This is a genomic window from Streptomyces hilarionis (assembly GCF_024539675.1).
In the GTDB taxonomy this organism is placed as follows: Bacteria; Actinomycetota; Actinomycetes; order Streptomycetales; family Streptomycetaceae; genus Streptomyces; species Streptomyces hilarionis.
Window position 1 is genome coordinate 98,794 of sequence record NZ_JAHHIT010000039.1, and the last position, 12,992, is coordinate 111,785.

Annotated in this window: 13 protein-coding genes; 8 read left to right on the forward strand and 5 right to left on the reverse strand. The window is 73.1% G+C overall.

What is annotated here, in order from left to right; all coding sequences use genetic code 11:
* Nucleotides 1–105 precede the first annotated feature (105 nt).
* Nucleotides 106–1,080 carry an acyl-ACP desaturase gene (locus KMS84_RS08035; RefSeq protein ID WP_256915380.1) on the forward strand — a complete coding sequence of 325 codons (975 nt, stop codon included), beginning with the start codon at nt 106–108 and terminating at the stop codon, nt 1,078–1,080.
* 290 nt (nt 1,081–1,370) lie between these two features.
* On the opposite strand, the gene KMS84_RS08040 is transcribed toward KMS84_RS08035, so the two are convergent.
* A complete protein-coding gene (locus KMS84_RS08040; protein WP_256915381.1) occupies nt 1,371–1,616 on the reverse strand; it encodes a WhiB family transcriptional regulator in 246 nt (81 codons plus the stop codon).
* 346 nt (nt 1,617–1,962) lie between these two features.
* On the opposite strand from KMS84_RS08040, the gene KMS84_RS08045 reads away from it, so the two are divergent.
* A complete protein-coding gene (locus KMS84_RS08045; RefSeq protein WP_256915382.1) occupies nt 1,963–2,754 on the forward strand; it encodes a VOC family protein in 792 nt (263 codons plus the stop codon).
* Nucleotides 2,755–2,791: 37 nt separating this feature from the next.
* Here KMS84_RS08045 and KMS84_RS08050 read toward each other — a convergent pair whose 3' ends face one another.
* Nucleotides 2,792–3,817 carry a LacI family DNA-binding transcriptional regulator gene (locus tag KMS84_RS08050; protein WP_256915383.1) on the reverse strand — a complete coding sequence of 342 codons (1,026 nt, stop codon included), beginning with the start codon at nt 3,815–3,817 and terminating at the stop codon, nt 2,792–2,794.
* Between the two features lie 126 nt (nt 3,818–3,943).
* Complete coding sequence (gene ligD / locus KMS84_RS08055; RefSeq protein WP_256915384.1) at nt 3,944–4,969, reverse strand: non-homologous end-joining DNA ligase; 1,026 nt, start codon at nt 4,967–4,969, stop codon at nt 3,944–3,946.
* A 123-nt stretch (nt 4,970–5,092) separates the two neighbouring features.
* Here ligD and KMS84_RS08060 point away from each other — a divergent pair, with 123 nt between their 5' ends.
* Complete coding sequence (locus KMS84_RS08060) at nt 5,093–6,169, forward strand: ATP-dependent DNA ligase (protein WP_256915385.1); 1,077 nt, start codon at nt 5,093–5,095, stop codon at nt 6,167–6,169.
* A 116-nt stretch (nt 6,170–6,285) separates the two neighbouring features.
* Here KMS84_RS08060 and KMS84_RS08065 read toward each other — a convergent pair whose 3' ends face one another.
* Nucleotides 6,286–7,476: a zinc-dependent alcohol dehydrogenase gene (locus KMS84_RS08065; RefSeq protein WP_256915386.1), complete on the reverse strand. Its 1,191-nt coding sequence runs from the start codon at nt 7,474–7,476 to the stop codon at nt 6,286–6,288.
* Between the two features lie 193 nt (nt 7,477–7,669).
* Here KMS84_RS08065 and KMS84_RS08070 point away from each other — a divergent pair, with 193 nt between their 5' ends.
* The gene (locus KMS84_RS08070; RefSeq protein ID WP_256915387.1) at nt 7,670–8,689 is read left to right on the forward strand and encodes a DUF3048 domain-containing protein; all 1,020 of its coding nucleotides are present in this window, start codon (nt 7,670–7,672) and stop codon (nt 8,687–8,689) included.
* 128 nt (nt 8,690–8,817) lie between these two features.
* Here KMS84_RS08070 and KMS84_RS08075 read toward each other — a convergent pair whose 3' ends face one another.
* A complete protein-coding gene (locus tag KMS84_RS08075; protein ID WP_256915388.1) occupies nt 8,818–9,282 on the reverse strand; it encodes a MarR family winged helix-turn-helix transcriptional regulator in 465 nt (154 codons plus the stop codon).
* A 295-nt stretch (nt 9,283–9,577) separates the two neighbouring features.
* Between KMS84_RS08075 and KMS84_RS08080 the strand changes: the two genes are divergently transcribed.
* The 4 genes from KMS84_RS08080 to pcaH are packed head-to-tail and all read left to right on the forward strand — an operon-like array spanning nt 9,578 to nt 12,988.
* A complete protein-coding gene (locus tag KMS84_RS08080; RefSeq protein WP_256915389.1) occupies nt 9,578–10,333 on the forward strand; it encodes a CoA transferase subunit A in 756 nt (251 codons plus the stop codon).
* Nucleotides 10,333–10,986 (forward strand): CoA transferase subunit B, encoded by a 654-nt coding sequence (locus KMS84_RS08085; protein ID WP_256915390.1) that lies wholly within the window; start codon nt 10,333–10,335, stop codon nt 10,984–10,986. Before KMS84_RS08080 ends, KMS84_RS08085 begins: the two co-directional genes overlap by 1 nt.
* A complete protein-coding gene (locus KMS84_RS08090) occupies nt 10,983–12,197 on the forward strand; it encodes a thiolase family protein (protein WP_256915391.1) in 1,215 nt (404 codons plus the stop codon). Before KMS84_RS08085 ends, KMS84_RS08090 begins: the two co-directional genes overlap by 4 nt.
* Nucleotides 12,198–12,214: 17 nt before the next feature.
* A complete protein-coding gene (pcaH, locus tag KMS84_RS08095) occupies nt 12,215–12,988 on the forward strand; it encodes a protocatechuate 3,4-dioxygenase subunit beta (protein WP_256915392.1) in 774 nt (257 codons plus the stop codon).
* Nucleotides 12,989–12,992: the final 4 nt, after the last annotated feature.

The following is a 12,992-nucleotide window of genomic DNA, read 5'->3' on the forward strand; positions in this document are numbered from 1 at the left end:
TAACCTACGGTTTCGTAACCTACGGACACGTAGCCTACGATTCCGTAAGTTCCGGCCTCGCTCGCCGGAGTGTTCCGCTCCGCTTCACGTCCCCCTGGAGTTCTCGTGACGATCACCTCCCCTCACCTCGGCAGCCCCGCCGTCTGGACCGACGCCAAGCTGCTGTACGCGCTGGAGGAAGTGGTCGAGACGGAACTCAACCGGCACCTGAAGGTCACCAAGGACTGGATGCCCCACGAGTACGTGCCGTGGAGCGACGGCCGCAACTTCCCCGGCTTCTTCGAGGACGGCGAGGCCTGGGACAAGGAGCAGTCCAAGGTCACCGAGATCGGCCGGATCGCGCTGGTGGTGAACCTGCTCACCGAGGACAACCTGCCCAGCTACCACCACGAGATCGCCTCGCTCTTCGGCCGGGACGGCGCCTGGGGCACCTGGGTGCACCGCTGGACGGCCGAGGAGGGCCGCCACGGCATCGTCATGCGCGACTACCTGCTCGCCTCGCGCGCGGTGGACCCGGACAAGCTGGAGCAGTTCCGCATGTCCCACATGAGCGAGGGCTTCGAGTCCGACAACCGGCACTCGATGCTCCACTCGGTCGCCTACGTCGCCTTCCAGGAGCTGGCGACCCGCGTCTCGCACCGCAACACCGGCCACCAGTCCGGCGACCCGGTCTGCGACCGCATGCTGGCGCGCATCGCGACCGACGAGAACCTGCACATGGTCTTCTACCGCAACCTCCTGAAGGCCGCGTTCGACCTCGCCCCCGACCTGACCATGCAGGCCGTGCGCGATGTGCTGGTCAACTTCCGCATGCCCGGCCACGGCATGCCCGGCTTCGAGCGGTTCGCCGCGCAGATGGCCATCGGCGAGGTCTACAACCTGCGCATCCACCACGACGACGTCATCCAGCCGGTGCTGCGCTTCCTGAAGGTCATGGAGATCGACGGTCTCGGCCCGGAGGGCCGCAAGGCGCAGGAGGAGATCGGCCTGTACATGGGCGGGCTGGACGCCGAGGCGCTGAAGTTCGACGAGAAGCTGGCCACCCGCAAGGCCCGCATGGCGGCTCGCGCCGCGGGCTGACCGCTCCACGGCGGGACGGCCCGACGGCTCGACGGCTCGCACCGGGAGAATGGCTGCCCGGTGCGGGCCGTCTCGCGTCCTCACGGGTTGCCGGAGGAGGCCAGGGCGGTCTCAGGGGCACACCGCGCGCACCCTGGCTGCAGGGCGCCGGCTCGCCCGCCGCGCCGCCCTCCCGTCGCACCCGTCGCACCCGTCGCACCCGTCGCACCCGGCCCCGGGATCCCCGACCGCGCCCCCGCGACGCGGTCGTACGGATCCCCCGGCCCTCGTGGTCGGGACCGCTCGCCCGTTCAGCGGGCCGTCCGCCTGATCTCCAGACGCTCCTTCTCGGAGAGGCCGCCCCAGACGCCGAAGCGTTCGTCGTTGGCCAGGGCGTAGTCGAGGCAGGCCGGGCGCATCTCGCACATGCCGCAGATGCGCTTGGCCTCCCGTACCGAGCTGCCGGGTTCGGGGAAGAAGAAGTCCGCGCCGGTCTGTGCGCACAGCGCCTCCCGCTGCCAGGTGAGGTCGGGTGTGGGAATCGTGTCGGTGTACATGGCGAGGATCGTGCCCGGCGGCGCAAAACGTTCGATCAACGCCGGATATACGCGCGCTCGGGCGGGGCCCGGCCCGGGTGTCACGGGCACCGGTGCCGGCGTCGGTGTCACGGGCACCGGTGACAAGAGCCCCGGCGTCCAGGGCCCCGGCGCCGAAAGCCCCGCCGCCCCGATGATGGCCGGGCGACCGCCGCGGCGCACGGCGGCGCGCGCAGCCGCGGCGTCCGCGCCCCGCCGCCCGCGAGGGGGACCGCCGACGTCCGCGGGCGCGCTCCGGCAGCGTTTGTCAGTGGTCGGTGCAAGACTCGGCAGTGCATTGGACGGGACCCCTGCGAGGAGGGCGAAGATGCTCACCACCCGTTTCGTCGACGGCGCTCCGAACTGGATCGATGTCGGCACGACCGACATCGACGGCGCCACCGCGTTCTACGGCGCCCTCTTCGGCTGGACCTTCCGGTCGGCGGGGCCCGACGCCGGCGGCTACGGCTTCTTCCAACTGGACGGAAGGACCGTGGCCGGCGGCATGCAGACCACGCCCGAGCAGGGACCGCCGTCCTGGACGGTCTACTTCGCGACGGCGGACGCCCGGGCCACGGCCGCGGCGGCCGAACAGGCGCACGGCCGAGTCGCCCTCGCGCCGATGGACGTCATGGGCGAGGGCACGATGGCGGTCCTGGCCGACCAGGCGGGAGTCCCGTTCGGCCTCTGGCAGCCCGGCCGCACGAGAGGCGTCGACGTGGCGAACGAGCCGGGCTCCCTGTGCTGGGTCGAGCTCTACACGCCGGACATCGCCGCCGCGGCCGCCTTCTACCACGCGACACTGGGCCTGGAGACCTACGCCGTCCCGTTCCCCGGCGGCACGTACACCTGCGTCAACCCGGCCGGGGCCGACGAGGACGCGATGTTCGGCGGCATCGTCCCGCTGGCCGACGACCCTGCCGAGGCGGGATCGCCGGCGCACTGGCTGCCCTACTTCGAGGCCGCCGACGTGGACACGGTGGTCGCCAGGGCGGAGGAACTCGGCGCCACCGTGCGCATGCCCGCCACCGACGTCGAGGGCGTCGGCCGCATCGCGCGGCTCGCCGACCCGTACGGCGCGCGCTTCGCGGTGATCAGGAGCGCGCCCCGGGAGCGGTGAGAGCCCGGCCGGCCCGAGCGGCAGGCGTGGGCGGCTTCTATGCCGAGGCCCGGCGCACCAGCGTGGTGGGCAGGACGACCGCGCCGCCCGGTTCCTCACCGCCGCCGCGCCGGTCGAGCCGGCGCAGCAGGAGACGGGCCATGATCCGCCCCATCTCCTCGATGTCCTGACGGACCGTCGTCAGCGGCGGGTCGCTCTGTTCGGCGACGGGCAGCATGTCGTCGAAGCCGACCACGGCGACGTCCTCGGGCACGCGCCGCCCGCGTTCGCGCAGCACCCGCAGGACGCCCGAGGCCATGAGGTCGTTGGCGGCGAACACGGCGTCCACGTCGGGGCAGCGGTCGAGGAGTTCGCGCATGGCGCGCTCGCCGCCGCCGGGAGTGAAGTCGCTCTCGACGACGAGGAGTCGTCCGTCGCCCACCACCTGCCGGTATCCGTCGAGCCGGTCCGCCGCCGAGGTCTGGTCGAGGGGGCCGCTGATGTGGGCGACACGGCTGCGCCCGAGGCCGGCCAGGAGGCGCACGGCCTCGCGGGCGCCGCCGCGGTTGTCGCTGTCCACGTAGACGACGTCCCGTGTCCCGTCGCTCCAGCCGGGACGGCCGCCGAACACGGTCGGCACGCCGACGTCCTGGATCAGGCCGGGCAGCGGGTCGTCGAGATGCAGCGAGAAGACCAGCGCCCCGTCGACGTGGCCGCCGGCGAGGTAGCGGGCCACCCGGGCGTGGTCGTCGCGGCCCTCGGTGAGCAGCAGCACCAACTGGTTGTCGTGCGCCGTCAGTTCCTTGCTGATGCCGCGCAACTGGAGGGCGAAGAAGGGGTCGGCGAAGACGCGGGTCTCCGGTTCGGCGATGATGACGGCGACCGCGTCGTGCCGCTTGGTGACGAGGCTGCGCGCGGCCTGGTTGGGCACGTAGCCGAGTTCGTCCACGGCCTGGCGCACCCGTTCGACGAGCGGCTCCCGTACGCCGTCCCCGCCGTTGACGACGCGCGACACGGTCGCCCGGGAGACCCCGGCCCGGGCGGCCACGGCCTCCAGCGTGGGACGCGACGCTGTCTCGCTCACTTCGGGGCTCCTCCTGGCCGGCTGCGGATCAGGATAGCTCCGCGGGAGAGCCCGGGTGGGAGCGCTCTCGCCGACGGTCCCCGGCCGCCGCGCCCCGGGGGACCGCCGGGGTGCGCCGGGGCTTCGTCATCCGCCCGGGGCGTCCTCGTGCCGGGCCCGGCTCGGCTGCACCCGCTTGGGCTCCCCCGGCATCTTCGGGTACTCCGGCGGATAGGGCAGGTCGCCCAGGCCGTGCTCGTGTTCGTCCCGGCGGGCCAGGTCGAGCAGGGTGTCGAGGGAGAAGGCGTGGTCGTCCATGTCGGCGTGCACGTCGCCGAGTTCGGCGAACCGGGCCGGCATGGTCGCGATGTCGAAGTCACGGGGGTGCGCCTGGCCCACCTCGTCCCAGCGCAGCGGCGCCGAGACGGGGGCGTGCGGGCGGGGACGCACGGAGTAGGCGGAGGCGATGGTGCGGTCGCGGGCGGTCTGGTTGTAGTCGACGAAGATGCGTTCGCCGCGCTCCTCCTTCCACCACTTGATCGTCACCTGCTCCGGCATCCGGCGTTCCATCTCCCGGCCGACGGCGATGGCGGCGCGCCGGACCTGGGTGAAGGTCCAGCGGGGCTCGATCGGCACGAAGACGTGCAGGCCGCGGCCGCCCGAGGTCTTGGGCCAGCCCCGCAGTCCGCCGAACTCGTCGAGGACCGCGCGCAGTTCGTGGGCCGCGCGGACCGCGTCGTCGAAGTCGGTGCCGGGCTGCGGGTCGAGGTCGATGCGCAGTTCGTCGGGGCGGTCGACGTCGGCGCGGCGCACCGGCCACGGGTGGAAGGTCAGCGTGCCGTACTGGGCCGCCCACAGGACGGCCGCCTCCTCCGTCGGGCACATCTCGTCGGCGCTGCGTCCGCTGGGGAAGGTGATGTGCGCGGTGGGGATCCAGTCGGGCATGTTCTTCGGCGCCCGCTTCTGGAAGAAGGACTCGCCGGTCACCCCGTCGGGGTAGCGCTCCAACGTGGTGGGGCGGTCGCGCAGCGCGCGCAGGATGCCCGGGGCGACGGCCTGGTAGTAGCGGGCGAGGTCCAGCTTGGTGAAGCCGCGCTCCGGGAAGAAGACCTTGTCCGGACTGGACAGCCGCACCGTCCGGCCGGCCACTTCCAGTTCCACCGCATCGCCCATGCGAGCCACGGTAGACATACCGCCGACACCTCGCATCACCGGCATACCAGGATGCAGTAACGCGTCACCACGCATTCCGGAGCACACCGGGCGATTCCGGTGGACGTCGCGCAGAATCGGAGCATGGATCTGCCGGTGATGCCGCCCGTGAAGCCGATGCTCGCCAAGTCGGTGGCGGCCATCCCGCCGGGCATGCAGTACGAGGCGAAATGGGACGGGTTCCGGGCGATCGTGTTCCGCGACGGGGACGAGATCGAGCTGGGCAGCCGTACCGGAAAGCCGTTGACCAGGTATTTCCCCGAGCTGGTGGAGGCGTTGCGGGAGCGGGTGCCGACGCGGTGCGTGCTGGACGGGGAGATCGTGATCGCCCGGGAGGGACGGCTCGACTTCGACGCCCTGACGGAGCGCATCCATCCGGCGGCCTCCCGGGTGCGCACGCTCGCCGAGCGCACCCCGGCCTCGTTCGTGGCCTTCGACCTCCTGGCGCTGAACGACTCCTCGCTGCTCGACGTCCCGCTCACCGACCGGCGCGAGCTGCTGGCCCGGGCGCTCGCCGGGGTGACGGCGCCCGTGCATCTGGCGCCGGCGACGACCGACGTCGAGGTGGCCCGGCAGTGGTTCGAGGAGTACGAGGGCGCGGGCCTGGACGGGGTGATCGCCAAACCGCTCGCCCTGCGCTATCTCCAGGACGAGCGCGCCATGTTCAAGGTGAAGCACGAACGCACCGCCGACGTCGTCGTGGCCGGTTACCGCCTGCACAAGAGCGGGCCGGTGGTGGGCTCGCTGCTGCTGGGCCTGTACGACGGGCGGGGCGTGTTGCAGCACGTCGGCGTGTCGGCCGCTTTCACCATGAAGCGGCGGGCGGAACTGGTCGAGGAACTGGAGCCGCTGCGCCTGGCGGACGCGGCCGACCATCCCTGGGCCGCCTGGTCGCAGGAGGCCGCCCACGAGACGGCGCGACTGCCGGGCGCGCCGAGCCGCTGGTCGGGGAAGAAGGACCTGTCCTGGGTGCCGCTGCGGCCCGAGCGCGTCGCCGAGGTGGCCTACGACCACATGGAGAACGGGGCGCGCTTTCGGCACACGGCCCGCTTCCGGCGCTGGCGTCCCGACCGCACCCCGTCCAGTTGCACGTACGCGCAGTTGGAGGAGCCGGTGCGCTACGACCTGTCGGAGATCCTGGGGGCACCGCCCGCGAGCTGAACGGTCCCGGGCGCTCGGCCCGTGGGCCGGGGCCGAGCGCCCGGCGCGCTGCACGGGACGCCGACGGCAACGCGGCGGCGCGCCACGGCGGCCGCGCGGTTCGGGGGGTCAGGGGGTCAGGGGGTCATCAGGACCTTGACCGCGCCGTCCTGCTTGCGCTGGAACATCTCGTACGCGTGCGGAGCGTCCGAGAGCGGCACGCGGTGGGTGGCGAAGTCGTCGACGCCGAGGGGGTCCTCGTCGGTGAGGTAGGGCAGGATCTCGTCGGCCCAGCGGCGGACGTTGGCCTGCCCCATGCGGATCTGGAGCTGCTTGTCGAACATCGTGAGCATCGGCAGCGGGTCGGCCGTGCCGCCGTAGACGCCGACCAGGGAGAGGGTGCCGCCGCGGCGCACGAGGTCGATGGCGGTGTGCAGGGCGGCCAGCCGGTCGATGCTGAACCGTTCCGCGAACGGGCCGCTGATCTTCCGCGGCAGCAGCGCGGAGGCGTTCTGGACCATGCGGGCGGCCGCGCTGCCGTGCGCCTCGGTGCCGACGGCGTCGATCACTGCGTCGGGACCGCGGCCGTCGGTCTCGTCGCGGATCGCGTCGACGAGTTCCTTCTCGCTGTCGTAGCTGCGCAGATCGAACGCCTCGACGCCCCGCGCGCGGGCCCGGCGCAGCCGGTCGCCCACCAGGTCCACGCCGAAGACCCGGCCGGCGCCGCGCACCTGGGCGACCCGGCAGGCCATGTCGCCGATGGGGCCGAGGCCGAGCACGGCGACGCTGCCGCCCTCGGGGATGTCCGCGTAGGCGACCGCCTGCCAGGCGGTGGGAAGGACGTCGGAGAGGTACACGAAGCGGTCGTCGGGCGGGCCCTCGGGCACCTTGATCGGGCCGAACTGGGCCTGCGGCACCCTCAGGTACTCGGCCTGCGCCCCGGGCACGGCGCCGTACAGGCGGGTGTAGCCGAACAGCGCGGCGCCCATGCCCTCGGCGGTGACCTGGGTGGTCTCGCACTGGGTGGGCAGCCCGTTCAGGCACATCCAGCAGGCGCCGCAGGCGATCTGGAACGGCACCACCACCCGGTCGCCGACCCGCAGATCGGGCACCCCCGCGCCGACCTCCTCGACGATGCCCATCGGCTCGTGGCCGATGATGTCGCCGGGCGTCATGAACGGGGTGAGCACCTCGTAGAGGTGCAGGTCCGAGCCGCACAGTCCACTGGTCGTGACGCGGATGACGGCGTCCGTCGGCTCCTGGATCGTCGGATCGGGCACGGTGTCCACCCGCACGTCGCGCTTGCCCTGCCAGGTCACTGCCCTCATCGTGCCGCGCTCCTTCCGCCGTCCGGGTGAACCCCGGCAGGTCCGGGGTCCCGGATCGTGGCTGCGCCCCGGGTACCCGAGCGCCCCGCCCCGAACCGCCGGGCCGTGGCCCGGCCGTCGCACGGCCGCCGGGCCATCGATGGCCACACTCGAACGGACGAGCGCACAATCGAGGGACGGAACGGGGGTGCCCATGAGGGACACGAATCGTTCGAGACGCGGGGCGCGCACGGAGCGCGCCCGGCATCCGTCCACCGCTGCGACGGCGGTCTCGGCCGTGGCCGTCGCCCTGGCGGTCTCGCTGGCCGCCGCGGGCTGCACGTCCGGCGGGTCCTCACCGCCCGACGACGGCCGCAGCGCCTCGCAGAGCCCGACCGGCACCGGCACGAGCGCCGCCGTGGGCCCGGTCCTCGCCGTGAAGATCGACAACGCGCCGGACGCCCGCCCGCAGACGGGCCTCGACGCGGCGGACGTCGTGTACGCCGAGCAGGTCGAGGGCGGGCTGAGCCGGCTGATGGCGGTGTACGCGAGCCGGCTGCCGAAGGCCGTGGGGCCGGTGCGCAGCGCCCGGGAGTCCGATCTGGAACTGCTGCGGCAGTTCGCGCGGCCGGTGCTGGCGTTCTCCGGGGCGCAGGGCAAGCTGCTGCCGCTGATAGACCGCGCGCCGCTGGACGCCGTCACGCCCGAGAAGAAGTCCGACGCCTACTTCCGGGGCGGGGAGCGGGCCGCGCCGCACAACCTGTATCTGCGCCCGAGCCGCCTGCTGCCCGCCGCGCCGGGTAAGGCGGCGCTGACCACGGGCTTCCGGTTCGGCCCCGCGCCCGCCGGAGGCCGGGCCGAGGCCTCGCGGACCGTGCGGTACCCGGCGGCCGGCTTCACCTTCACCTGGTCCCCGAGCCGGGCGCGCTGGCTGGTCTCGACGGACGGCAGGCCCACCGTGGCGACCGACGGACAACGGCTGGCCCCGGCCACCGTGGTCGTGCAGTACGTGCGGATCCGCGCCTCGGGATTCCACGACTTCCTCGGCAACAACACGCCCTACACGCAGACGGTCGGCTCGGGGAAGGCGGAGGTGCTGCGCGACGGGCGCGCCTACGACGTGAACTGGAAGCGGGCGAAGGCCGGGGACGGCACGCGGTTCACCGCGGCGGACGGCAGCCCGGTCGCGTTCGCCGAGGGGCAGGTGTGGGTGGTGTTCGCGAAGGCGCCGTGAGCGAGCCCGCCGTCGTCACGGCCCTTCCCCGGCCGTGCCCGCTCCCCCGGCCGGCCCTGCTCCCTGGCCGGACCGCTCCCCCGGGCCGACCCGCTCCCCGGCCGGACCGCTCTCCTGCCGGTCTGCCGTCAGTCCTGGCCGGCCAGGGGTTCGGCCGGGTTGCGCAGTCCCTCCGCCGCGTCCGAGACGCGCTGGATCAGTTCGAGGAACAGGGTCTGCTCCCCGGCCGACAGCGGGGACAGGAAGACCTGGTTCATCCGGGCGGTGCGCACCGTCAGCCGGCGGTGGGTGCGCAGCCCGTCCTCGGTGAGCCGCAGCAGGAAACGGCGTCCGTCCTGCGGGTCGCGGACCTTGTCGAGGAGGGCCCGGCGGGTGAGGCGGCTGATCACCTCGGCCACGGTGGAGCGGTCGAGGCCCACGCGCTCCCCCACCGTGCGCTGGTCGAGTCCCGGCTCGGCGACGAGCGCGTTGAGGACCGCGAACTGCGGCGAGGTGATCTCCTCGGAGACCATCGTGTTCCACAGCAGGTAGTGCGCCTGCTGGAGACGCCGGGCCAGGTGCCCGGGGTGGCTGGTGAGGTCCACCGCGGCCATGAGCGCTCCTCCGCTGGAAAGGGGTCGGTGTCCGGAAGGGGTCGGTGCACGGATCGGGTCGTGGTCCGGAAGGGGTCGTCGTCCGGGACGGCTCAGTGCCTGGAATTGAACGGTGCACTGAACGATACCGCCCGTTCGGCCGGTGCGTCCCGCCTCCTGGTGAACCTCCTCCCTGGTGCCGCCTGGGGTCTTGACTGGTTCGGTCGCCGGTGGCACCGTGTGGGCCATCCCGAAGAAATGCTCAGTGCGCTGACTATCAGGTCGTCGCATCAGGTGCGCGGAAGGGGCTTCACGGATGGACAAGGTGGTCGCCACAGCCCTGGAGGCGGTGGCCGACGTGCCGGACGGCGCGTCGCTGGCGGTGGGCGGATTCGGCCTGAGCGGCGTGCCCGGCGTCCTCATCGGAGCCCTGTACGAACGAGGCGTCACCGGGCTGTCGGTCGTCTCCAACAACTGCGGGGCGATGGAGTCGGGCCTCGCGGTCCTGCTGGCCGCCGGGCGGATCGCCCGCGTGACCGGCTCCTACATCGGCGCGAACAAGGAGTTCGCCCGGCAGTACCTGGCCGGCGAGCTGGAGGTCGAGCTGATCCCGCAGGGCACGCTGGCCGAACGGCTGCGGTCCGGCGGCGCCGGCATCCCCGCCTTCTACACGCCCGCCGGGGTGGGCACCCAGGTCGCCGAGGGCGGACTGCCATGGCGCTACGACGGCGCGGGCGGCGTCGCGCTGGCCTCGCCGCCGAAGGAGGTCAGGGAGTTCGACGGGGTGGAGTACGTGCTGGAGCACGGCATCCGCACCGACTTCGCGCTGGTGCGGGCCGCCCGCGGCGACCGGCACGGCAACCTCGTCTTCAACAAGGCCGCCCGCAACTTCAACCCGCTCGCCGCGATGGCCGGACGCGTCACGATCGCGGAGGTCGAGGAGCTCGTGGAGCCCGGCGCGATCGACCCGGACGCGGTGCACGTGCCGGGCGTCTTCGTGCAGCGCGTGGTCGCCCTGACCCCGGAGCAGGCCGCCGACAAGAAGATCGAGCAGCGGACGGTGAGCAGCTGATGGCCTGGACCCGCGAGCAGATGGCCGCCCGCGCCGCGCGCGAGCTGAGGGACGGCCAGTACGTCAACCTCGGCATCGGCCTGCCGACGCTCATCCCCAACCACCTCCCGCCGGACGTCGAGGTGGTGCTGGAGAGCGAGAACGGCATCCTGGGAACCGGCCCCTACCCCGCCGAGGACGCGGTCGACCCGGACCTGATCAACGCGGGCAAGGAGACCGTGACGGTACTGCCGGGCGCGTCCTTCTTCGACTCGGCGCTGTCCTTCGGCATGATCCGCGGCGGCCACATCGACGTGGCCGTGCTCGGCGCGATGCAGGTCTCCGAACACGGCGACCTGGCGAACTGGGCCGTCCCCGGCAAGATGATCACCGGCATCGGCGGGGCGATGGACCTGGTGCACGGGGCCCGCACGGTCATCGTCGTCATGACCCACACGGCCAAGGACGGCAGCCCCAAGATCGTGGCCGAGTGCGCGCTGCCGCTGACCGGAAGGCGCTGCGTCGACCGGATCATCACCGACCTCGGCGTCCTCGACGTCACCGGGGAGGGCCTGACGCTCGTGGAGACCGCGCCGGGCGTCGCCGTGGAGGAGATCGCGGCGAAGACGGCCGCGCGCCTCCGGGTCGCCGTACGCACGCAGGCCTCGTCGTGAGGGCCGGCCCGAGGACGGTCTACGTGGTCGACGCCGTCCGCACCCCGTTCGGCCGCTACGACGGCGCGCTGGCCCCGGTGCGTCCGGACGATCTCGCCGCCCACGTGATCCGCGAACTCCTGGCCCGCACCCCCGCCCTGGACGCCGCGCGCGTGGACGACGTCTACTTCGGCAACGCCAACGGCGCGGGCGAGGAGAACCGCAACGTCGGCCGGATGGGCGCGCTGCTGGCGGGGCTGCCCACCTCGGTGCCGGGCGTCACCGTCAACCGGTTGTGCGCCTCCGGCCTGGAGGCCGTGATCCAGGCGGCCCGCGCGATCGCGGTCGGGGACGCCTCGGTCGCCGTCGCGGGCGGTGTGGAGTCGATGACCCGCGCGCCGTTCGTGCTGCCGAAGTCGGACCGGGCCTTCCCCGCCGGGCATGCCGAGCTGTACTCGACCACCCTGGGCTGGCGGATGGTCAACCCGCGGATGGCTCCGCAGTGGACGATCCCGCTCGGCGAGTCGGCGGAACTGATCGCCGACAAGCACGGGATCGGCCGCGAGCAGCAGGACGCGTTCGCCCTCGCGAGCCACCGCAAGGCAGCCGCGGCCCGGCAGGCGGGGCTGTTCGACGCCGAGCTCACGCCCGTGCCGGTCCCCCGCCGCAAGGGCGACCCGGTCGTGTTCGACGCGGACGAGTGCGTACGGCCGGACGCCTCGCTGGAGGCGATGGGCAGGCTGAAGCCGTCGTTCCGCACTCGGGGCGGCACGGTGACGGCGGGCAACGCGTCGCCGCTGAACGACGGGGCCGCGGCCCTGCTGCTGGTGGACGAGGAGGGGCTGCGGGCGACCGGTCGCGAGCCCCTCGCCCGGGTGTCCGCGACCGGGGTGTCCGCGCTCGACCCGCAGTACTTCGGGCTCGCCCCCGTCGAAGCCGTCCACCGCGCACTCGGCAGGGCCGGCCGCGGTTTCGGCGACCTGTCGGTGCTCGAACTCAACGAGGCGTTCGCCGCGCAGGTCCTCGGCTGTGTCGCCGAGTGGCCCGAGTTCGACCCGGCAGTCCTCAACCCGCAGGGCGGCGCCATCGCCCTCGGCCACCCGCTCGGCGCCTCGGGCGCCCGCCTCGCCGGCACCGTCGCCCACCAGCTCGCCCGCCGGGGCGGCGGCGTCGGGGTCGCCGCCCTGTGCATCGGCGTGGGCCAGGGCCTCGCCCTCGTCCTCGAACGATAGGAACCCCGGGAACCCCCATGACTCTCACGCAATCCGACATCGACCGGGAGATCGCGGCCGAGCGCGCCGCCTACGACAAGCGGCGCGCCGAGGGCGCGCCCGTCGAGCACCAGCCGCGCCGCGACTACGCGCCGTACCGCTCGTCCGTCCTGCGCCATCCGACGCGGCCGCCGGTCACCATCGACGTCGGCACCGATCCGGAGCTGGTGGAGCTCGCCTCGCCCGCGTTCGGCGAACGGGACGTCACCGAGACCGACAACGACCTGACCCGCCGGCACGACGGCGAGCCGATCGGGGAACGGATCACCGTCTCGGGCCGGCTGCTGGATCGTGACGGCCGTCCGGTGCGCGGTCAGCTGGTCGAGATCTGGCAGGCCAACTCGGCCGGACGCTACGCCCACATGCGCGAGCAGCACGACGCGCCGCTGGACCCGAACTTCACCGGCGTCGGCCGTACCCTGACCGACGACAGCGGCTTCTACCGCTTCACCACCGTCCAGCCGGGCCCCTACCCGTGGCGTCAGCACCTCAACGCCTGGCGGCCGGCCCACATCCACTTCTCGCTGTTCGGCACGGCCTTCACCCAACGGCTCGTCACGCAGATGTACTTCCCGAGCGACCCGCTCTTCCCCTACGACCCGATCATCCAGTCGGTGACGGACGACGCGGCCCGGCAGCGGCTGGTCGCCACCTACGACCACAGCCTGTCCGTGCCCGAGTTCTCGATGGGCTACCACTGGGACATCGTGCTCGACGGGCCGCGGGCCACCTGGATCGAAGAAGGACGCTGAGCCG